We start from the raw sequence: 20712 nt of genomic DNA on the forward strand, positions 1-20712 counted from the left end.
CGGCAACCAACGACGTAACCCGCGCGCCTTAGAAGCGGAAGTGCGAGAACGCCTTGTTGGCTTCGGCCATGCGGTGCACTTCGTCGCGCTTCTTCATCGCGCCGCCGCGGCCTTCCGATGCTTCCAGCAGCTCACCTGCCAGGCGCAGCGCCATCGACTTCTCGCTGCGTTTTTTCGCGGCCTCGCGCAGCCAACGCATCGCCAATGCCAAACGACGCGACGGACGGACTTCGACCGGAACCTGATAGTTGGCGCCGCCCACGCGACGGCTCTTCACTTCGACCACCGGCTTCACGTTGTTGATGGCAACGGAAAACACTTCGACGGGGGCCTTGCCTGCCTTCTTTTCGATCTGGTCGAACGCGCCGTAGACGATGCGTTCGGCAACCGACTTCTTGCCGTCCAGCATCAGCACGTTCATGAACTTGGCAACTTCGACGTTACCGAACTTCGGATCAGGCAGAATTTCCCGCTTGGGGACTTCACGACGACGTGGCATCTTCTTTCCTTTAGATTCAGTTGAGAGCGCGGCACAGATTTCCCGCTCTCCGGCCACCAACTAGCTTGCCTTCCATTCAGGCAAATTCGCCGGGTGACCACTTACTCGACGGCACGGCGCGAAAAACGCTCCGTTGTACCGCCGCCTGGTGACAGCACCATGACGCAACCGCCACAGGCCATCGGTTATGGCTTCGGGCCTCGGCCCAGGCTGCAAGCCTTGACTTAGGCAGCCTTCGGACGCTTCGCGCCGTACTTCGAACGAGCCTGGCGGCGATCCTTCACGCCTTGCAGGTCGAGCGAGCCACGGACGATGTGGTAGCGCACACCCGGCAAGTCCTTCACACGGCCGCCGCGGATCAGCACGACCGAGTGTTCCTGCAGGTTGTGGCCTTCACCGCCGATGTACGAGATGACCTCGAAACCGTTGGTCAGGCGCACCTTGGCGACCTTACGCAGTGCCGAGTTCGGCTTCTTCGGCGTCGTGGTGTACACACGGGTGCACACGCCGCGACGCTGGGGGCAGTTCTCAAGCGCCGGGCTCTTGCTCTTGACGACTTCAGAGACGCGCGGCTTGCGAACCAGTTGGTTGATAGTTGGCATTGTTCAATCCAGCTTGGTTTTACGAAAAACACCCCTCCGCCACAAGCAATGGGCCGGAAGGGCAACGACGGGTTTTGGGCGGGAAAGGTGAGCGGGCGCTCTTGAGACGGGACCTGTGGAAGTACAGACGGCCAAAGAGCGCGAGCTCGCCGGGGATCCCGCTGCGACCACACCACCGGAGACATCGTCGATCCCCCGGCAGGCTTGCCGATTGCGGACCGGAGGCCACAAATCCGACAGGCGAGCGAAATCCAAAGCCAAAAACTCGAATCTGACATGCTAGCAGGGCAATCGCAAACGGTCAAGCGGGTATACGTATACGTTCCCCTATGCCGACCATGCCGTCGACATGCGCCGTTGCCGGCCGGCCGCTACACCGCGCCGAGCGTCTCGAGGATCGCGTCGCCGTAGCGCTCGAGCTTGGCCGCGCCGATGCCGGGCACCTCGGCCAGCGCCGCCAGCGAGTCCGGCGCGCTGCGCGCCAGCTCGGCCAGCGTGGCGTCGTGGAAGATCACGTAGGCCGGCACGCCATGCTCGCGCGCGGTGTCGGTGCGCCACTTGCGCAGCGCTTCCCAGTTGGCCAGCGCGTCGGCGTCCATGCCGGCGGTGTGGTCGGTGCGCGTGCCGCTGCCGCCGCGCGCGGCGCGCTCGCCGCTGCGCCCGGGCTTGCTGGCCTGCCGCCGCAGCGTGATCGGCATCTCGCCCTTGAGCACCGCGCGCGCGGACTCGCCCAGCAGCAGCGAGCCGTGGCCGCCGTGGTCGATCACCAGCAGGCCGTGCGCGATCAGCTGGCGGAACACCGCGTGCCACTCGGACACCGAGCGCTCGGCGCCGATGCCGAACGTGGAAACCTTGTCGTGCCCCCACTGGCGCACTTTCTCCGAGGCGTTGCCGCGCAGCACGTCGACCAGGTGCGTGGCGCCGAAGTGCACGCGGCTGGCCTGCGCGGTGCGGTAGACGCAGGACAGCGCCATCTGCGCCTCGCGCGTGCCGTCCCAGGTGGCGGGCGGCTCCAGGCAGGTGTCGCAGTTGCCGCACGGCTCGCTGGCTTCGTCGAAGTAGGCCAGGATGCGCACGCGGCGGCAGCCGGCGGTCTCGCACAGCCCGAGCAGCGCGTCGAGCTTGGCGGACGACACGCGCTTGTGGACCTCGTCCGCCTCCGACTCGTCGATCATGCGCTTCTGCTGCACCACGTCGCCCAGGCCGTAGGCCATCCAGGCGTTGGCGGGCAGGCCGTCGCGGCCGGCGCGGCCGGTTTCCTGGTAATAGCCTTCCATGCTCTTGGGCAGGTCCATGTGGGCGACGAAGCGCACGTCGGGCTTGTCGATGCCCATGCCGAAGGCGATGGTGGCCACCATGATGACGCCCTCTTCCTCGCGGAACCGCGCCTGGTGGTGCTGGCGCACGCCGGCGTCCATGCCGGCGTGGTAGGCCAGCGCGTTGAGTCCCTGGCTGTTGAGCCAGCTCGCGGTTTCCTCCACCTTCTTGCGCGACAGGCAGTAGACGATGCCGCTGTCGTGGGTGCCGTCCGCGGCGAGGTGCTCGGCCTTGATGAAGGACAGCAGCTGCTGGCGCGCATTGTCCTTCTCGACGATGCGGTAGCGGATGTTGGGGCGGTCGAAGCTGGAGACGAAGACGCGCGCGTCATGCAGCGACAGGCGCTCGACGATCTCCTCGCGCGTGACCGAGTCCGCGGTGGCGGTGAGCGCGATGCGCGGCACGTAGGGGAAGCGCTCGTGCAGCACCGACAGCTGGATGTATTCCGGGCGGAAATCGTGCCCCCACTGCGACACGCAGTGCGCCTCGTCGATGGCGAACACGCCGATGCGGGTACGCTCGAGCAGGTCCTGGAAGCGCGGCGTCATCAGCCGCTCGGGCGCCACGTAGAGAATCTCGAGCCGGCCGGCGAGCAGGTCGCGCTCGACCGCCGCGGCCTCGGCGCCGCTGAGCGTCGAGTTCAGCACGGCGGCGTGCACGCCGGCCTCGGTCAGGGCCGCCACCTGGTCCTGCATCAGCGCGATCAGCGGCGACACCACGATGCCGGTGCCCTGCCCCGCGCGCTGGCGCAGCAGCGCCGGAATCTGGTAGCACAGCGACTTGCCGCCGCCGGTGGGCATCAGTACCAGGCAATCGCCGCCGTCGGCCACATGGTCGATGATCTCGGCCTGGCGGCCGCGGAAGGCGTGGTACCCGAAAACATCCTTGAGAATCGCCAGCGCGCGCGACATAGGGAAACGATAGCGGTGAAGCCGGAAAAGCCCCGGCAAGCCGGAAAGGCGTAACCATACCACTAAGGGCCCGGCACGGACGTTTCCAACCGTTGCGCGCCCGCGCGGCGCCGGCCATCCCGCCGGCGCCGCGGCGCCCGCTTCAGCCCTGCAGGAAGTCCAGCACCGCCCGGGCGAACGGCTCGGCCTGCTCCAGGTTCGAGAGATGCGCGGCCGGCGCCAGCTCCACGTAGCGCGCGCCGGGAATGGCCTGCGCCAGGAAAGCGCCGTCGCGCGGCGGCGTGGGCAGGTCGTTGGCGCCGGCGATCACCAGCGTCGGACGCGTGATGGCCGCCACGGCCTCGCGCAGGTCCGAGTCGCGCACCGCGCGGCAGTTGGCCGCATAACCGGCCGCGTCGGTGGCGCCCAGCATGGCCAGCAGCGATGCCACCAGCGCCGGCTGCTGCGCGGCAAACCCGGGCGTGAGCCAGCGCTCGACCACGGCCGCGGCGATCGACGCCACGCCGTCGCGCTCGACCGCCGCGGCGCGGTTGGTCCAGTTCTCGGGCGGGCCGATGTAGGCCGCGGTATTGCTCAGCACCAGGCGGTCGATGCGCTGCGGATGATGCACGGCGAGCCACATGCCGGTGATGCCGCCCATCGACAGGCCGCAGAAATGCGCGCGCGCGATCTGCAGGTGGTCGAGCAGGCCGATCACGTCCTGGCCCAGCTGCGCGATGGTGTACGGGCCCGGCGTGACCGAGGACGCGCCGTGGCCGCGCGTGTCGTAGCGCAGCAGCCGGAAGCGCTGCGAGAACGCGGCCACCTGCGGCTGCCACATGTCGAGATTGGTGCCGAGCGAGTTGGACAGCACGAGCACCGGCAGGCTGGCGTCGCCGTCGAGGCGATAGTGCAGGCGGACGTCGGGTAGGTCTGCGTAAGGCATGGTGTGCGGGACTCCGGTGGATCGGTGGGTTGGCGGCGCGGCTCAGTTCTGCGCGATGGCCGAGCCGTGCTGCGCCAGCGCGGTCACGGTGATGTCCATGTACGGATAGAGCGGCAGCGAGGTCAGCAGCGTGTGCAGCTCGTCGTTGTCCTTGACGTCGAAGATGCTGACATTGGCGTACTGGCCGGCCACGCGCCACAGGTGGCGCCACTTGCCTTCGCGCTGCAGCTTCTGCGACAGCGCCTTTTCATCGGCCTTGAGCTTCTCGACGAACTGCGTATCGAGCGAATGCGGGATGCGGACGGTCATTTCTGCCATGAACAACATGAATATCTCCTGGGCTTGGCGGTACGTCGTATTTCGTGCGTTGAATGAAAGGTCACACCGTGGCGACCGGCGTCAGCGGCGAGCCGAGCGCGCCGGGCAGCCGCAGCGGCGGCGCGCTGAGGAAGAAGCGCGTGCGGCCGTTGGCGCGCAGCCAGCCGGCCAGCTCGCGCAGGTACCACAGCTCGCCCAGCGGCAGGCCGAGCTTGAACAGGCAGTGGTGATGCAGCGGCAGGGCCGGCGCGGCGCCGCTGGCCGGGCGCGCGGGAAAGCGCTCGACCGCGTAGTTGTCGGCCGCCAGCGCGGCGATGCCGCTGTCGGTGATCCATTGCAGCAGGCGCTCGTCGCGGCCGTCGAGCGCGGCGCAGCTATGGTGCAGGCGCTCGGCGTCGGGCGTGCCGTTCATCTCCAGCACCATCTCGGCAAAACCCGTGCGCAGCACCAGGATGTCGCCCTCCCCGATCTCCACGCGGTCGGCCTCGATCACGCGCATCAGGTCGTCGTAGCCGAGCGTGGCGAACCCGCGGCCGTGGTATTCGGCGACGTCCAGCAGCACGCCGCGGCCCTGGATGCCGTGCGCGGCGAAATGCTCGATGCCCAGCGCCGCGGCGTGGCTGTGGTCGTGGCCGCACGGATGGGCGGCAAACCCGTCGGCCTCGGCGTAGTCGACCGGGCCGACGATGTCCTGGTTGGGGCGGAAGCCGTTGTAGTAGACGCGCTCGGCCACGCCGTCGCCGTCGGCATCGAACAGCGCGCCGACGTGGGCCAGCGAATCCCACTGCGTCGAGTACTGCAGCGACAGCAGGACCTGGTCGTCGCTGAGCACGTCGAGCGCGTTGGCGTCGACCTTGGCCAGCGGGAAATTGACGTAGGCGATGCCGTCGCGGAAGGTCGGACGCAGCTGCGGCGGATGGCGCCGCACGTTGAGCGCGTTGCCGCCCGGCAGGTCGAGCGGCAGCGAGAGGCAGAAGGTGTTGCCGGTGCGGATCTCGCGCGCGGCGTCGCGCACCTTGTCCGGCGTGATCAGGTTGAGGCGACCGAGCTGGTCGTCAGGGCCGAACTCGCCCCAGTTGGAGCCATCCGGCCGGTTCTTCCATCGCATGTTGGTCTCGGGTCGTTGCGCCGGCGGGCGCCAGCGCGGGCAGGGCGCCGCGGGCCGGCAGGCGGGCGGCGCGGTGGCCGCTCAGGTGCGGGACAGGCTCACAGGTAGCATGCGCCGCCGAGGTAGGCCTTGCGCCAGCGCGTGATGCGCACTTCGCCGAACAGGCCGGCCAGGGCGAACGGATCGGCGTCGATAAAGGCCTGCGTGGCTTCGCGCGTGTCCAGGTCGACGATGTAGAAGCCGCCGCCGGCATCGCTGCCGTCATCGTTGAGCTTGGCGCCGCAGGCCAGCAGCAGCGCCTTGTTGGCCTCGAGGTAGGCGAGATGGGCGGCCCGGCTGGCCTGGCGCACCGGCTGGTGCGCGGGCTTGTCCCAGGTTTCGATCAGGAACGGCATGGTGGTCTCCTCTGCGCGATTCGGTTTGGACGGGTTGGCTGGCAGTGCGAGGCGGGCCGGCTTCAGCCGATCTGCGCGCCCCACAGCAGCAGCGCGCCGATATACACCAGGCCGACCCAGAACATCATGATCACGGTGTAGCCCATCACGTCCTTCAAGCTGAGCTTGGACAGCGCCAGCGCGGGCAGGATCCAGAACGGCTGCACCAGGTCGTTCCAGGCGTTGCCCAGCATCACCGACATCGAGGTCTGGCTGATCGAGCTGCCGATGGCCTTGGCCGCATCGATCATGAACGGGCCCTGGATCACCCAGTGGCCGCCGCCCGACGGCGCGAAGAAGTTGATGACGAAGGAGCTGATCAGGCCCCAGAACGGCAGCGTCTGCGGCGTGGCGATGTCCACGAACACGCGCGAGATGCTGTCGACCAGGCCCGAGCCGGCCATGATCGCCATGATGCCAGCGTAGAACGGATACTGCAGGATGATGCCCGAGATGGTCTTGATGCCTTCGTTGAGCTTGGCCACGTAGTTGACCGGCGTGCCCAGCAGCAGCACGCCCAGGAACAGGATCATGAAGTTGATCAGGTTCAGGTCGAGCGAGCCGCCCGCGCGGAAGTACAGCACGGCGTAGCCCACGCCGCACAGGCCGATGGCCAGGCTCAGCAGGCGGCTGTGGTTCAGCCGGGCGGCCACGGTGCCGTCGCCGCCGAGGCTGTGGCCGGAACCCTGCGCGGTGTCGGCAGCGCTGGCCTCGGGCTTGATCTCGACCACGTCGGCCGGGTTGCGCGGGTGCAGCCAGGCATTGAGCAGCGGCAGGGTCACGAGGACCACCAGGCTGGTCAGCAGCATCGGCAGCGAGAAGATGGTCTCGGACAGCGGCACCACGCCCATCGACTTCTCGAGCGGGTGGCCCGGGGTGGAGATCAGCACCGGGATGCTGGCCGACAGGCCCAGCCCGTACATGGTGAAGCCGCTGTACGCGGCGGCGATGATGAGCGGGTAATGCACGCCGCGCACCTTGGTGGCGAGCTTCTTGGCGATGATGCCGCCGATCACCAGACCGAAGCCCCAGTTCAGGTAGCTGCCGATGGCGCCCACCAGCGTGGCGACGATCACCGCGCCGCGCGGCGTGTGCACGGCGCCGACGATGCGGTCGAGCAGGCGGTCGGTCAGCGGCGCGGCGGCGAGCACGTAGCCCATCGCCAGGATCACCGCCATCTGCGTGGTGAACGCCAGCAGGTTCCAGAAGCCCTTGCCCCAGCTCAGGATCACCGCCGGGGCGGGCTGGCCCTCCAGCAGGATCGCCATGACCATCGTCAGCAACGTCAGCGCGATGGCGAAAACGAAAGGATCCGGCAAATACCGGCGCATCAGTTCGGTAAAGAAACCTGCGATCTTGCTCACTGCGTGTCCCCACAAATGATGATTTTTGTCGCCTGTAGAACTTGCGTTCTTCTCTCGAACAAATCGGCGATTTGCGTGGATGCTAGGAGCAACGATGCGGGGGGTCAAGTCAATGAGCACGCTATTTCATTTCTTATTCAGCAATAATTCAGCGGCATTTTCCATAAGTACGTTCAAGTCGACGGCTTCTGACCGTATCCCTCGGCATCCCGCGGCATCCGGCCGAATTCGCGAAAAAACGGCGCGCTGCCCGCGCCGCGCGGCTGAAAGCCCGGCGAAAGCGCCATGAAAGGCAACCGAAAGACCGGGCAAGGCCAGCGGCAGGCGCTGCGCAAGCGCCGGACGAAAAAAAGCCCGGCTCGAAAGCCGGGCTTTTCCACTTCTGCTGCTATTGCCTTTCGCGCTGACTTGGGCAGGCGTCAGGAAAACACGGTCAATGCGATCAGACCGCGTCGCCCTCGCCTTCCGTCGTCGCCGGCACCACCGGCGGCTCGATGAAGAGCGACTGCTCTTCGTCGGAGATCGCCTGGGCGCGTTCGCGCTCGGCCGCCTCGCGCGCCTTGCGGGCGCGGTGGTAGGCCAGGCCGGTACCGGCCGGGATCAGACGGCCGACGATCACGTTTTCCTTCAGACCGCGCAGGTCGTCGGTCTTGCCCATGATCGCGGCTTCGGTCAGCACGCGCGTGGTTTCCTGGAACGATGCCGCCGAGATGAAGCTGTCGGTCGACAGCGACGCCTTGGTGATACCGAGCAGCAGGTTCTCGTACGTGGCCGGACGCTTGCCTTCGGCGATCACGCGGTCGTTCTCGTCGAGCAGTTCCGAGCGCTCCACCTGTTCACCCGGGATGAACTTGGTGTCGCCCACATCCGAGATCTGCACGCGGCGCAGCATCTGGCGCACGATCACTTCGATGTGCTTGTCGTTGATCTTCACGCCCTGCAGACGGTACACGTCCTGCACTTCGTCGACGATGTAGTGCGCCAGTTCCTCGATGCCCTTCAGGCGCAGGATGTCGTGCGGGTCCGCCGGACCTTCCACGATCATTTCGCCCTTGTTCACCACCTGACCGTCGTGGACCAGGACCTGCTTTTCCTTGGCGATCAGGAACTCGTGGGCGTTGCCGTCCAGATCCGTGATCACCAGGCGTTGCTTGCCCTTGGTGTCCTTGCCGAACGAAGTCGTGCCGGTGACTTCCGCCAGCACGGCGGCGTCCTTCGGCGAACGGGCTTCGAACAGCTCGGCCACGCGCGGCAGACCCCCGGTAATGTCGCGGGTCTTCTGCGATTCGGTCGGGATACGCGCGAGCACTTCACCCACGTGCACCTGCTGGCCGTCCTTCACGGTGATCAGCGCGCCGACCTGGAAGCCGATGGTCACGGAGTGGTCCGTGCCCGGAATCTTGACTTCCTGGCCATTCGCGTCGAGCAGCTTCACCTGCGGGCGCAGGCCCTTGGTGGCGGCCGTGCGGCGCTTGGCGTCGATCACCACGAGGGTCGACAGGCCGGTGACTTCGTCCATCTGCTTGGCGACGGTCACGCCTTCTTCGACGTTCTCGAACTTGGTCGTGCCGGTGTACTCCGACACGATCGGGCGCGTCAGCGCGTCCCACGTTGCGAGCTGCGTGCCGGCCTTGATGGCCTGGCCATCCTGCACCAGCAGCGTCGCGCCGTACGGGATCTTGTGGCGCTCGCGCTCGCGGCCGTGGTCGTCGGTGATCAGCGCTTCGCCCGAACGCGAGATGACGATCAGCTCGCCCTTCGCATTGGTGACGTAGCGCATGGTCGCCGTGAAACGCACGGTACCGGTTGCCTTCGCTTCCACGCTCGATGCCACTGCCGCGCGCGATGCCGCGCCGCCGATGTGGAAGGTACGCATGGTCAGCTGCGTGCCCGGCTCGCCGATCGACTGGGCGGCGATCACGCCGACCGCTTCGCCGGAGTTCACCAGCACGCCGCGGCCGAGGTCGCGGCCATAGCACTTGCCGCACAGGCCGTAGCGCGTGTCGCACGACAGCGGGGTGCGCACCTTGACTTCGTCCACGCCGAGGGCGTCGATCAGGTCGACCAGGTCTTCGTCCAGCAGGGTGCCGGCTTCGATCGCGGTTTCCTGGGTTTCCGGGTTCACCACGTCGGTCACCGTCACGCGGCCGAGGATACGGTCGCGCAGGGCTTCGATCACTTCACCGCCTTCGACCAGGGCCTTCATGGCCACGCCGTTGGTGGTGCCGCAATCGTCTTCCACCACCACCAGATCCTGCGTCACGTCGACCAGACGGCGGGTCAGGTAACCCGAGTTGGCGGTCTTCAGTGCCGTGTCGGCCAGGCCCTTACGGGCGCCGTGGGTGGAGATGAAGTACTGCAGAACGTTCAGGCCTTCACGGAAGTTCGCCGTGATCGGCGTCTCGATGATCGAGCCGTCAGGCTTGGCCATCAGGCCCCGCATGCCGGCCAGCTGACGGATCTGCGCGGCGGAACCGCGCGCGCCCGAGTCGGCCATCATGTAGATCGAGTTGAACGATTCCTGCTTGACGGTGTTGCCGTTGCGGTCGACCACGTCTTCGTGCTGGAGCTGCTCCATCATCGCCTTGCCCACCTGGTCGCCGGCGGCGCCCCAGATGTCCACGACGTTGTTGTAGCGTTCCTGGTCGGTCACCAGGCCCGACATGTACTGCTTGTCGTATTCCTTGACCTTCGCGGCCGCGTCGCCAATGATCTTTTCCTTCTGCGGCGGCACCAGCATGTCGTCGATGGCGATCGAGATGCCGGCGCGCGTGGCCAAGCGGAAGCCCGACTGCAGCAGCTTGTCGGCGAAGATCACGGTCTCGCGCAGGCCGCACTTGCGGAACGCGGTGTTGATCAGGCGCGAGATTTCCTTCTTCTTCAGCGGCTTGTTCAGCACCGAGAACGGCAGGCCCTTCGGCAGGATCTCGGACAGGATCGCGCGGCCGACCGTGGTGGCCTGCAGCGTGATCTTGGGCGCGAAGCGGGCGTCGCCCACGGCGTCCTTGTCCACCAGCTCATACTCGGTGATGCGCACGTTCACGCGGGAAGCCAGCTCGACTTCCTTGTTCTCGTAGGCGCGGATCACTTCGCTGATGTCGGCGAAGGTCAGGCCTTCGCCGCGGCCGTTGATCTTGTCGCGGGTCGTGTAGTACAGACCCAGCACCACGTCCTGCGACGGCACGATCGAGGGGTCGCCGTTGGCCGGGAACAGCACGTTGTTGGAGGCCAGCATCAGCGTGCGGGCTTCCATCTGCGCTTCCAGCGACAGCGGGACGTGCACGGCCATCTGGTCGCCGTCGAAGTCGGCGTTGAACGCCGCGCAGACGAGCGGGTGCAGCTGGATGGCCTTGCCTTCGATCAGCACCGGCTCGAACGCCTGGATGCCCAGGCGGTGCAGCGTCGGCGCGCGGTTGAGCATGACCGGATGCTCGCGGATCACCTCTTCGAGGATGTCCCACACCACCGCGGTCTGGCTTTCCACTTCTTTCTTCGCCGCCTTGATGGTGGTGGCGATGCCCATCGTTTCCAGCTTGTGGAAGATGAAGGGCTTGAACAGCTCGAGCGCCATCAGCTTGGGCAGGCCGCACTGGTGCAGCTTGAGTGTCGGGCCCACCACAATGACCGAACGGCCCGAGTAGTCGACGCGCTTGCCCAGCAGGTTCTGACGGAAACGGCCGCCCTTGCCCTTGATCATTTCGGCCAGGGACTTCAGCGGACGCTTGTTGGCGCCGGTCATCGCCTTGCCGCGACGGCCGTTGTCCAGCAGCGAGTCGACCGCTTCCTGCAGCATGCGCTTTTCGTTGCGCACGATGATTTCAGGCGCCTTCAGCTCCAGCAGGCGCTTGAGGCGGTTGTTGCGGTTGATGACGCGGCGGTACAGGTCGTTCAGGTCCGAGGTCGCGAAGCGGCCGCCGTCCAGCGGCACCAGCGGACGCAGCTCGGGCGGCAGCACCGGCAGCACTTCCAGGATCATCCACTCGGGCTTGATGCCCGAGCGCTGGAACGCCTCGAGCACCTTCAGGCGCTTGGCGAACTTCTTGATCTTGGCTTCGGAGCCGGTGGCCTGCAGCTCGGCGCGGATCTGTTCGATCTGCTTCTCGATGTCGATGCCGCGCAGCAGCTCACGGATGCCTTCGGCACCCATCATGGCGACGAACTCGCCCTCGCCGTACTCGTCGCACTTGGCCAGGTAGTCGTCCTCGGACATGATCTGGCTCTTCTTGAGCGGGGTCATGCCGGGCTCGAGCACCACGAATGCCTCGAAGTACAGCACGCGCTCGATGTCGCGCAGCGTCATGTCGAGCACCATGCCCAGACGCGACGGCAGCGACTTCAGGAACCAGATGTGCGCGGTCGGCGCGGCCAGTTCGATGTGGCCCATGCGCTCGCGGCGCACCTTGGCCAGCGTCACTTCGACGCCGCACTTCTCGCAGATCACGCCGCGGTGCTTGAGGCGCTTGTACTTGCCGCACAGGCACTCGTAGTCCTTGATCGGGCCAAAGATCTTGGCGCAGAACAGGCCATCGCGCTCGGGCTTGAACGTGCGGTAGTTGATCGTTTCCGGCTTCTTGACTTCACCGTACGACCACGAACGGATCTTCTCCGGCGAGGCCAGGCCGATCTTGATCGCGTCGAACTGCTCTTCCTGCTGAACCTGCTTAAAGAGATCGAGCAATGCTTTCATTGCAACTCCTTGTTTCGCCGCAACCCCGAAATCCCTTCGGGGCCACGGCATTCATCCTGTGGGAAAACCGTAGCTGGCAACCGGCGGGAGGCTGGCCGCGACCGGCCTCCCGCGCGCTCTCGATCAGTAGCGATCGAGGTCGATGTCGATACCCAGCGAGCGGATTTCCTTCACCAGCACGTTGAACGATTCCGGCATGCCGGCATCGATCGAGTGCTCGCCCTTGACGATGTTCTCGTAGACCTTGGTCCGGCCGTTCACGTCGTCGGACTTGACCGTCAGCATTTCCTGCAGCACGTAGGAGGCGCCGTATGCTTCCAGCGCCCACACTTCCATTTCACCGAAACGCTGGCCACCGAACTGCGCCTTGCCGCCCAGCGGCTGCTGCGTCACCAGCGAGTACGGGCCGGTCGAACGGGCGTGCATCTTGTCGTCGACCAAGTGGTGCAGCTTCAGCATGTGCATCACGCCCAGCGTGACCGGACGCTCGAACGCTTCGCCGGTGCGGCCGTCGAACAGCGTGACCTGCTGCTTGGAAGCGGTCAGGCCCTTCTCCTTCGCGATCTCTTCCGGATAGGCGAGGTCCAGCATGCGGCGGATTTCGTCCTCATGCGCACCATCGAACACCGGCGTCGCGAATGGCACGCCCTTCTTCAGGTTCTCGGCCAGTTCCAGGATTTCCGAATCCGACAGGCTGTCGAGGTCTTCGACCTTGCCGCTCTCGTTGTAGATCTGCGTGAGCAGCTTGCGCACTTCGGCTGCCTTGGCCTGCGCCTTCAGCATGTTGCCGATGCGCTCGCCCAGGCCGCGCGCGGCCCAGCCCAGGTGGGTTTCCAGAATCTGGCCCACGTTCATCCGCGAAGGCACGCCCAGCGGGTTGAGCACGATGTCGGCGGGCGTGCCGTCGGCCATGTAGGGCATGTCTTCGATCGGGGTGATCTTGGACACGACACCCTTGTTGCCGTGACGGCCTGCCATCTTGTCGCCAGGCTGCAGGCGGCGCTTGACGGCCAGGTACACCTTGACCATCTTGATCACGCCCGGCGGCAGTTCGTCGCCCTGCGTGAGCTTCTTGCGCTTCTCTTCGAAGGCCAGGTCGAACTCGTGGCGCTTCTGCTCGATGGCTTCCTTGACGGCTTCGAGCTGGGCGGCGACTTCCTCGTCGGCCGGGCGGATGTCGAACCAGTGGTACTTGTCCAGGTCGGCCAGGTACTCGCGGGTCAGCTTGGCGCCCTTGGCCAGCTTCTTCGGGCCGCCGTTGACGGTCTTGTCGAGCAGCAGGCGTTCCAGACGCTGGAAGGCGTCGCCTTCGACGATGCGCAGCTGGTCGTTCAGGTCCAGGCGGTAGCGCTTGAGCTCGTCGTCGATGATCGACTGGGCGCGCTTGTCGCGCGTCACGCCTTCGCGGGTGAAGACCTGGACGTCGATCACGATGCCGCTCATGCCCGAGGGCACGCGCAGCGAGGTGTCCTTCACGTCCGAAGCCTTCTCGCCGAAGATCGCGCGCAGCAGCTTTTCTTCCGGCGTGAGCTGGGTCTCGCCCTTCGGCGTGACCTTGCCCACCAGCACGTCGCCGGCTTCCACTTCGGCACCGATGTAGGTGATGCCGGACTCGTCCAGGCGCGCCAGCTGCGCTTCGGCGAGGTTGGAGATGTCGCGCGTGATTTCTTCCGGTCCCAGCTTGGTGTCGCGGGCGACGACCGACAGTTCCTCGATGTGGATCGAGGTGTAGCGGTCTTCGGCGACCACGCGTTCGGAGATCAGGATCGAGTCTTCGAAGTTGTAGCCGTTCCACGGCATGAACGCCACCAGCATGTTCTGGCCGAGCGCGAGCTCGCCCAGGTCGGTCGAGGCGCCGTCGGCGATCACGTCGCCGCGGGCGACGAAGTCGCCGACCTTGACCATCGGACGCTGGTTGATGTTGGTGTTCTGGTTCGAGCGCGTGTACTTGATCAGGTTGTAGATGTCCACGCCGACTTCGCCGGCCACGGCTTCGTCGTCGTTTACGCGGATCACGATACGCATCGCATCGACGTAGTCCACCACGCCGCCACGGGTCGCCTGCACGGCGGTGCCCGAGTCGACCGCGACGGTGCGCTCGATGCCGGTGCCCACCAGCGGCTTGTCCGGACGCAGGCAAGGCACGGCCTGGCGCTGCATGTTCGCGCCCATCAGTGCGCGGTTCGCGTCATCGTGCTCGAGGAACGGCACCAGCGAGGCTGCCGCCGACACGATCTGCGACGGCGCCACGTCGATGTACTGCACGCGGTCCGGCGTGACCATGCGGGTTTCACGCTCGCTGCCTTCACGCGACGACACCAGTTCGTCGATGAGGGTGCCGTCGGCGTCGACCGTCGCGTTGGCCTGCGCCACCACGTACTTGCCTTCCTCGATCGCGGACAGGTAGTCGACCTGGTCGGTCAGCTTGCTGTCGACGACCTTGCGGTACGGCGTTTCCAGGAAGCCGTACTCGTTCAGGCGCGCATACAGCGCCAGCGAGTTGATCAGGCCGATGTTCGGGCCTTCCGGCGTTTCGATCGGGCACACGCGGCCATAGTGGGTCGGGTGCACGTCGCGCACTTCGAAGCCCGCGCGCTCGCGGGTCAGGCCGCCCGGGCCCAGTGCGGAGACGCGGCGCTTGTGCGTGATCTCGGACAGCGGGTTGGTCTGGTCCATGAACTGCGACAGCTGCGACGAACCGAAGAACTCGCGGATGGCCGAGGAGATCGGCTTCGAGTTGATCAGGTCGTGCGGCATCAGGTTCTCGGTCTCGGCCTGGCCCAGACGTTCCTTGACGGCGCGCTCCACGCGCGACAGGCCGGCGCGGAACTGGTTCTCGGCCAGTTCGCCGACGCAACGCACACGGCGGTTGCCCAGGTGGTCGATGTCATCGACCTCGCCCTTGCCGTTGCGCAGGTTGACCAGGATCTTGATGGTCTCGAGGATGTCCTCGTCCTGCAGCACCATGCTGCCTTCGCCGCTCGGGCGGCCCAGGCGGCTGTTGACCTTCATGCGGCCGACGCGCGACAGGTCGTACGACTCTTCGCTGTAGAACAGGCGCTGGAACAGCGCTTCCACCGCGTCTTCGGTCGGCGGCTCGCCGGGACGCATCATGCGGTAGATGGCGATACGCGCGGCGGTCTGGTCGGCGGTGTCGTCCACGCGCAGGGTCTGCGACATGTACGGACCCTGGTCCAGGTCGTTGGTGTACAGCGTCTGGATCTGCTTGACGCCGGCTTCGCGCAGGTTCTCCAGGACGGTCTCGGTGAGCTCGTCGTTGGCGTTGGCGATCACCTCGCCGGTGTCCGGGTCGATGATGTTCTTGGCCAGCACGCGGCCCAGCAGGTAGTCTTCCGGCACGCTGATGAGCTTGGTGCCGGCCGAGTCCAGGTCGCGGATGTGCTTGGCGTTGATGCGCTTGTCCTTCTCCACCACGACGCGGCCGTTCTTGTCGGCGATGTCGAAGCGCGCGACTTCACCGCGCAGGCGCTCGGGCACGAACTCCATCTGCGCGCCTTCGGCCTGCAGCGTGAAGTTGTCGAACACGAAGAAGTGCGCCAGGATCTGTTCGGGCGTCAGGCCGATCGACTTGAGCAGGATCGTCACCGGCATCTTGCGGCGGCGGTCGACGCGGAAGTACAGGATGTCCTTCGGGTCGAACTCGAAATCGAGCCACGAACCGCGGTAGGGGATGATCCGGGCCGAGAACAGCAGCTTGCCCGAGCTGTGGGTCTTGCCCTTGTCGTGCTCGAAGAACACGCCGGGGGAACGGTGGAGCTGCGAGACGATCACGCGCTCGGTACCGTTGATCACGAACGAACCGGTCGACGTCATGAGCGGAATTTCGCCCATGTAGACTTCCTGTTCCTTGACTTCCTTGACCTTGCCCGGATTTTCCCGATCGTTGATGATCAGGCGCACCTTGGCGCGCAGGGCCGAGTGGAAGGTCAGGCCACGCTGTTGACATTCCTTGACGTCGAACGGCGGGTTGGAGAGGTGGTAGGAGACGAACTCCATACGGGCGAGCCCGTTGTGCGACACAATCGGGAAGATTGCGCTGAATGCCGCTTGCAGGCCCTCTGTTTTGCGACGCGAGGGTGGCGTATCCTCTTGCAGAAACTGAGTGTAGGATTCAATCTGAGTGGCAAGCAGGAAAGGAACCTGGTGAACCGTCGCGCGCTTCGCAAAACTTTTGCGAATGCGCTTCTTTTCGGTGAAGCTGTACGCCATGGGATCTCCGAATCATCGCAGGGCTGGCTGGACCTGGCGCAGCACCTGAGGTGTTCAGCGACTGGGAGGGGATTTGGCGGTTGGCCGCTACCAACCTCTGGCTGACGGTGCCCGCACGCTGCGAGCCGGCAGCTACGACGCGATGCGCCATGCCGGCTCGGGGGACACCCGACCAAACTTGTCTTCTGCAGTCGGTTCAGAAGACAAACATCAGCAACCGTTTAGTGTGCCACTGATGTTTGGCCTCTGCTGAAGCTTAGGAAATTACCTAGCTTTCAAGCATCGTTTACGCCACTTCTTGCGCCATACTCTGGCGACTTGTCCGATTTATCCGCGCTCCAGGTGCCGTATAAAACACACTTCGCAGAAGCGCAAAAAGGCTGGCGCCGGGAAACTCCCTTTGCCAGCCCCATCCGCGTGCCGCGAAATGGCACGCGAGCACAGCTTACTTGATTTCGGCCTTTGCGCCTGCGTCTTCCAGCTTCTTCTTGGCTTCGGCTGCAGCAGCCTTGTCCACGCCTTCCTTGACGGGCTTCGGTGCGCCATCGACCAGGTCCTTGGCTTCCTTCAGGCCCAGGCCGGTGATTTCGCGCACGGCCTTGATCACGCCAACCTTGTTGGCGCCGATTTCGGCCAGGATCACGTTGAACTCGGTCTGCTCTTCGGCAGCGGCAGCACCGCCGGCGCCCGGGGCAGCAGCCACGGCCATTGCAGCGGCGGACACGCCGAACTTTTCTTCGAACGCCTTGACCAGGTCGTTCAGTTCCATCACGGACATCGCGCCTACGGCTTCGAGGATGTCGTCTTTGCTGATTGCCATTTGTTACTCCTGCTAGATTTGATTCGGTATCGGTAATGCGATCTTTTAAGCCGGGCTGCGGGCTTGCGCCTTAAGCAGCCGCGCCTTCGCTCTCGGCGGGGGCGGCTTCGCCCTCGCCCTTCTTGGCGGCCAGTGCAGCCAGCAGACGGGCGAAGCCCGACACCGGTGCCTGCATCACGCCAAGCAGCTGAGCAATCAGTTCGTCACGGCTCGGGATCGAGGCCAGTGCCTTGACGGCAGCAGCATCGAGCACGTTGCCGTCGTACGACGCTGCGCGCAGAACCAGCTTGTCGTTGGTCTTGGCAAAGTCGTTCAGAACCTTGGCCGACGACACTGCATCTTCGGAAATACCGTAGATCAGCGGGCCGGTCATTTGCTCTGCGAGGCCTGCAAACGGCGTGCCTTCCACGGCGCGGCGGGCCAGCGTGTTCTTCAGAACGCGCAGGTACACGCCTTGCTCGCGGGCCTTGGCGCGCAGCTTGGTCAGATCGCCAACCGCAATGCCGCGATATTCGGCCACGACGATGGTCTGGGCTTTGGCGACTTGCGCCGAAACCTCAGCAACGACGGCCTTCTTATCTTCAATATTGAGTGGCACGGTTAAGCTCCAAAACGATGCTTGTCCCCCGGATCGTCCGGGGCACGCACATCAGTCCAAACGAACGGCGTCCGATTGGCCCGAATCACCCGGGTCGTTGCCCGGATTCATCAATCCCTCGGGTGCGCCATCTGCGCTGGTGGGGCGGGAGGCGCCGCAGCCGGGTCAAACACCCCGCCACACACGCTCCGCCCGATTAAGGCAAGCCGGCCAGACTTCGGCCGCGCCCGCCACCAGCGGTCTTTGATAACCAGCGGTGCCTGCCTGCTTGCGCCGGCGGGCACCACTGCCCAAAGCCTTGCTCCCCGCGGCTGCCGCGCCTGTTGGGGCGCCGCTGCGGCCGGGAGACGACCCCGGCCTGGGCCGGGATCTTCGATTCTTTACCCCGGGCGACGTTATCGGGTCCGCCCGGTGTCTGTCAGCCTCAGGCCGACAGCGAGCCCTGTTCCACGCGCACGCCAACGCCCATCGTGGACGACACGGCGATCTTGCGCAGGTACACGCCCTTGCTCGTGGCCGGCTTCGACTTCACCAGCGCTTCGATCAGCGCGTTCAGGTTGCTCTTCAGCGCGGCGTCGTCGAACGAGCGGCGGCCGATGGTGGCGTGGATGATACCGGCCTTGTCGACGCGGTACTGCACCTGACCGGCCTTGGCGTTCTTCACGGCCTGGGCCACGTCGGGCGTCACGGTGCCGACCTTCGGGTTCGGCATCAGGCCGCGCGGGCCCAGGATCTGGCCCAGCGTACCGACGACACGCATGGTGTCCGGCGAGGCGATCACCACGTCGAAGTTCAGGTTGCCGGCCTTGACCTGCTCGGCCAGGTCTTCCATGCCGACGATGTCGGCGCCGGCTGCCTTGGCAGCTTCAGCCTTTTCGCCTTGCGCGAACACAGCCACGCGCACCGACTTGCCGGTACCGGCGGGCAGCACCACGGAGCCGCGGACCACCTGGTCCGACTTCTTCGCATCGATGCCGAGCTGCACGGCCACGTCGATCGATTCGTCGAACTTGGCCGATGCGCATTCCTTCACCAGGCCCAGGGCCTCGTCGATCGGGTAGAACTTGGTGCGCTCGATCTTCGCCTTGTTGGCGGCTGCGCGCTTCGAAAGCTTAGCCATTTACAGACCCTCCACGGTGATGCCCATCGAACGCGCCGAGCCGGCAATGGTACGCACGGCGGCGTCCAGGTCGGCGGCGGTCAGGTCAGCGTTCTTTGCCTTGGCGATTTCTTCAGCCTGGGCGCGGGTGATCTTGCCGACCTTGTCGGTGTGCGGCTTGGCCGAACCCTTGGTCAGGCCGGCGGCCTTCTTGATCAGCACGGTCGCCGGGGGCGACTTCATCACGAACGTGAAGCTCTTGTCGGCGAAGGCGGTAATCACCACCGGCACCGGCAGGCCGGGTTCCATGCCCTGGGTCTGCGCGTTGAACGCCTTGCAGAACTCCATGATGTTCAGGCCGCGCTGACCCAGTGCCGGGCCCACGGGCGGGGAGGGATTTGCCTTACCAGCCGGAATCTGCAGCTTGATAAAGCCAATGATCTTCTTGGCCATCTTTACTCCAATCCGGATCCTTCGCTTGTCGAACGGATCCTGTTGAGTCGTAACGCGCTGTCGCCGTGCCGCTGGCACGACCTCACGCTCCTCTTTGGGCGCGGTCGCGAGGACCCCGCCCTATTCGTCCGCCGCCGCCCTTGCGGGCCGGCGGCGGGCAAAATCCTTAAACCTTCTCGACCTGGCCGAACTCGAGCTCGACCGGGGTGGCGCGACCGAAGATCGTGACCGAGACGCGCAGGCGCGATTTCTCGTAGTTCACTTCCTCGACGTTGCCGTTGAAGTCGGTGAACGGGCCGTCCTTGACGCGCACCATTTCGCCCACTTCGAACAGCGTCTTGGGACGCGGCTTCTCGACCCCTTCCTGCATCTGGGTCATGATCTTGTCGACTTCCCGCTGGGAAATCGGGCTCGGGCGGTTGCGCGCGCCGCCCACGAAACCCGTGACCTTGCTGGTGTTCTTCACCAGGTGCCAGGTCTCGTCGGTCATTTCCATCTCGACCAGCACGTAGCCGGGGAAGAAACGGCGCTCGGTGACGGACTTCTGGCCGCCCTTGATCTCGATCACTTCTTCCGACGGCACCAGGATGCGGCCGAACTTGTCCTGCATTTCCGCGCGGTCGATGCGCTCCTGCAGCGCGCGCTGCACGCTCTTTTCCATGCCGGAATAAGCGTGCACCACATACCAGCGCTTCTTCGACGAAGGCGATTCCGCTGCGGGGACTTCCTGTTGTGCGTTATCCGTCATGTTCTATCCTTCATTTCCAGCCAAGCACGAGCGAAAAGATGACCCACTCGATGAGCTTGTCCGCAGACCACAGGAACACGGCCATGATCACGACGAAGACAAACACCAAGCCCGTCATCTGACCGGCTTCCTTGCGGGTAGGCCAGACGACCTTGCGGACTTCGCGATAGGATTCCTTGGCGAATCCGATGAAGTCCTTGCCCGGCGCCGAGACCAGCGCGACCACCACGCCCAGTGCGATGCCGCCGAACAGCGCGGCGCCGCGCACATAGGAAGGCTGCTGTGCCAGGGCATAGAAACCGATGACGCCGGCAACCACCAATAGCACCGCTACGCCCAGCAACCACTTGCCGCTGGAGGCATTGACGGTTTCGACGTTGGGATTGGCCATGTTTCGCAAACGAGACTAAGCCGCGTCACGATACTGTATCGCGACGCGGCTGATTGAATTGGCAGGGGCAGAGGGAATCGAACCCCCAACCTTCGGTTTTGGAGACCGACGCTCTGCCAGTTGAGCTATACCCCTAAAACAACTTTGGGGTCGGCGCTGACGCCAACCCCTCTGGCAACGGATACGGCTGGTTGGTGCCGTACCCGCT

16 protein-coding genes and 1 tRNA gene are annotated in these 20712 nt (G+C 65.3%); all 17 read right to left on the reverse strand.

Going from position 1 to position 20712, the window contains the following annotated elements; translation table 11 throughout:
* Positions 1-28: 28 nt before the first annotated feature.
* Positions 29-499, reverse strand: a complete 471-nt coding sequence (gene rpsG, locus ACWTPI_RS18390; protein ID WP_017224519.1) for a 30S ribosomal protein S7 — start codon at positions 497-499, stop codon at positions 29-31.
* Positions 500-723: 224 nt separating this feature from the next.
* Positions 724-1101: a 30S ribosomal protein S12 gene (gene rpsL / locus ACWTPI_RS18395; protein WP_006162330.1), complete on the reverse strand. Its 378-nt coding sequence runs from the start codon at positions 1099-1101 to the stop codon at positions 724-726.
* A gap of 371 nt (positions 1102-1472) precedes the next feature.
* Positions 1473-3329: a DNA helicase RecQ gene (recQ, locus tag ACWTPI_RS18400; protein ID WP_454732300.1), complete on the reverse strand. Its 1857-nt coding sequence runs from the start codon at positions 3327-3329 to the stop codon at positions 1473-1475.
* 142 nt (positions 3330-3471) lie between these two features.
* On the reverse strand, positions 3472-4254 hold the full coding sequence (gene pcaD, locus ACWTPI_RS18405; protein ID WP_059416025.1) for a 3-oxoadipate enol-lactonase: 783 nt from the start codon (positions 4252-4254) through the stop codon (positions 3472-3474).
* Between the two features lie 42 nt (positions 4255-4296).
* Positions 4297-4581, reverse strand: coding sequence for a muconolactone Delta-isomerase (gene catC / locus ACWTPI_RS18410; RefSeq protein WP_020206075.1), 285 nt, complete (start codon positions 4579-4581; stop codon positions 4297-4299).
* Positions 4582-4633: 52 nt separating this feature from the next.
* A complete protein-coding gene (locus ACWTPI_RS18415; RefSeq protein ID WP_059416027.1) occupies positions 4634-5680 on the reverse strand; it encodes a cyclase family protein in 1047 nt (348 codons plus the stop codon).
* Positions 5681-5778: 98 nt separating this feature from the next.
* Positions 5779-6075 carry a YciI family protein gene (locus ACWTPI_RS18420; protein ID WP_020206073.1) on the reverse strand — a complete coding sequence of 99 codons (297 nt, stop codon included), beginning with the start codon at positions 6073-6075 and terminating at the stop codon, positions 5779-5781.
* Between the two features lie 62 nt (positions 6076-6137).
* Positions 6138-7478, reverse strand: a complete 1341-nt coding sequence (locus ACWTPI_RS18425) for a short-chain fatty acid transporter (RefSeq protein WP_020206072.1) — start codon at positions 7476-7478, stop codon at positions 6138-6140.
* Between the two features lie 442 nt (positions 7479-7920).
* The gene (rpoC, locus tag ACWTPI_RS18430; protein ID WP_020206071.1) at positions 7921-12165 is read right to left on the reverse strand and encodes a DNA-directed RNA polymerase subunit beta'; all 4245 of its coding nucleotides are present in this window, start codon (positions 12163-12165) and stop codon (positions 7921-7923) included.
* Between the two features lie 123 nt (positions 12166-12288).
* Positions 12289-16395 carry a DNA-directed RNA polymerase subunit beta gene (gene rpoB / locus ACWTPI_RS18435; RefSeq protein ID WP_029044256.1) on the reverse strand — a complete coding sequence of 1369 codons (4107 nt, stop codon included), beginning with the start codon at positions 16393-16395 and terminating at the stop codon, positions 12289-12291.
* Positions 16396-16840: 445 nt separating this feature from the next.
* Positions 16841-17215: a 50S ribosomal protein L7/L12 gene (rplL, locus tag ACWTPI_RS18440; RefSeq protein WP_020206069.1), complete on the reverse strand. Its 375-nt coding sequence runs from the start codon at positions 17213-17215 to the stop codon at positions 16841-16843.
* 70 nt (positions 17216-17285) lie between these two features.
* Positions 17286-17813, reverse strand: coding sequence for a 50S ribosomal protein L10 (rplJ, locus tag ACWTPI_RS18445; protein ID WP_029044255.1), 528 nt, complete (start codon positions 17811-17813; stop codon positions 17286-17288).
* A gap of 424 nt (positions 17814-18237) precedes the next feature.
* Positions 18238-18933: a 50S ribosomal protein L1 gene (gene rplA / locus ACWTPI_RS18450; RefSeq protein WP_020206067.1), complete on the reverse strand. Its 696-nt coding sequence runs from the start codon at positions 18931-18933 to the stop codon at positions 18238-18240.
* Positions 18934-19365, reverse strand: coding sequence for a 50S ribosomal protein L11 (gene rplK, locus ACWTPI_RS18455; RefSeq protein WP_006162338.1), 432 nt, complete (start codon positions 19363-19365; stop codon positions 18934-18936).
* A gap of 166 nt (positions 19366-19531) precedes the next feature.
* Complete coding sequence (gene nusG, locus ACWTPI_RS18460; RefSeq protein WP_029044254.1) at positions 19532-20113, reverse strand: transcription termination/antitermination protein NusG; 582 nt, start codon at positions 20111-20113, stop codon at positions 19532-19534.
* 10 nt (positions 20114-20123) lie between these two features.
* A complete protein-coding gene (secE, locus tag ACWTPI_RS18465; protein WP_020206065.1) occupies positions 20124-20504 on the reverse strand; it encodes a preprotein translocase subunit SecE in 381 nt (126 codons plus the stop codon).
* A 59-nt stretch (positions 20505-20563) separates the two neighbouring features.
* A tRNA-Trp gene (locus ACWTPI_RS18470) sits at positions 20564-20639 on the reverse strand.
* Positions 20640-20712: the final 73 nt, after the last annotated feature.

It is taken from the genome of Cupriavidus ulmosensis, from assembly GCF_977008105.1.

Excerpts from the sequence above, each read along its gene's own strand:
- rpsG (WP_017224519.1), bottom strand. The coding sequence starts at position 499 with ATGCCACGTCGTCGTGAAGTCCCCAAGCGGGAAATTCTGCCTGATCCG.
- rpsL (WP_006162330.1), bottom strand. The coding sequence starts at position 1,101 with ATGCCAACTATCAACCAACTGGTTCGCAAGCCGCGCGTCTCTGAAGTC.
- recQ (WP_454732300.1), bottom strand. The coding sequence starts at position 3,329 with ATGTCGCGCGCGCTGGCGATTCTCAAGGATGTTTTCGGGTACCACGCC.
- pcaD (WP_059416025.1), bottom strand. The coding sequence starts at position 4,254 with ATGCCTTACGCAGACCTACCCGACGTCCGCCTGCACTATCGCCTCGAC.
- catC (WP_020206075.1), bottom strand. The coding sequence starts at position 4,581 with ATGTTGTTCATGGCAGAAATGACCGTCCGCATCCCGCATTCGCTCGAT.
- ACWTPI_RS18415 (WP_059416027.1), bottom strand. The coding sequence starts at position 5,680 with ATGCGATGGAAGAACCGGCCGGATGGCTCCAACTGGGGCGAGTTCGGC.
- ACWTPI_RS18420 (WP_020206073.1), bottom strand. The coding sequence starts at position 6,075 with ATGCCGTTCCTGATCGAAACCTGGGACAAGCCCGCGCACCAGCCGGTG.
- rpoC (WP_020206071.1), bottom strand. The coding sequence starts at position 12,165 with ATGAAAGCATTGCTCGATCTCTTTAAGCAGGTTCAGCAGGAAGAGCAG.
- rpoB (WP_029044256.1), bottom strand. The coding sequence starts at position 16,395 with ATGGCGTACAGCTTCACCGAAAAGAAGCGCATTCGCAAAAGTTTTGCG.
- rplL (WP_020206069.1), bottom strand. The coding sequence starts at position 17,215 with ATGGCAATCAGCAAAGACGACATCCTCGAAGCCGTAGGCGCGATGTCC.
- rplA (WP_020206067.1), bottom strand. The coding sequence starts at position 18,933 with ATGGCTAAGCTTTCGAAGCGCGCAGCCGCCAACAAGGCGAAGATCGAG.
- rplK (WP_006162338.1), bottom strand. The coding sequence starts at position 19,365 with ATGGCCAAGAAGATCATTGGCTTTATCAAGCTGCAGATTCCGGCTGGT.
- nusG (WP_029044254.1), bottom strand. The coding sequence starts at position 20,113 with ATGACGGATAACGCACAACAGGAAGTCCCCGCAGCGGAATCGCCTTCG.
- secE (WP_020206065.1), bottom strand. The coding sequence starts at position 20,504 with ATGGCCAATCCCAACGTCGAAACCGTCAATGCCTCCAGCGGCAAGTGG.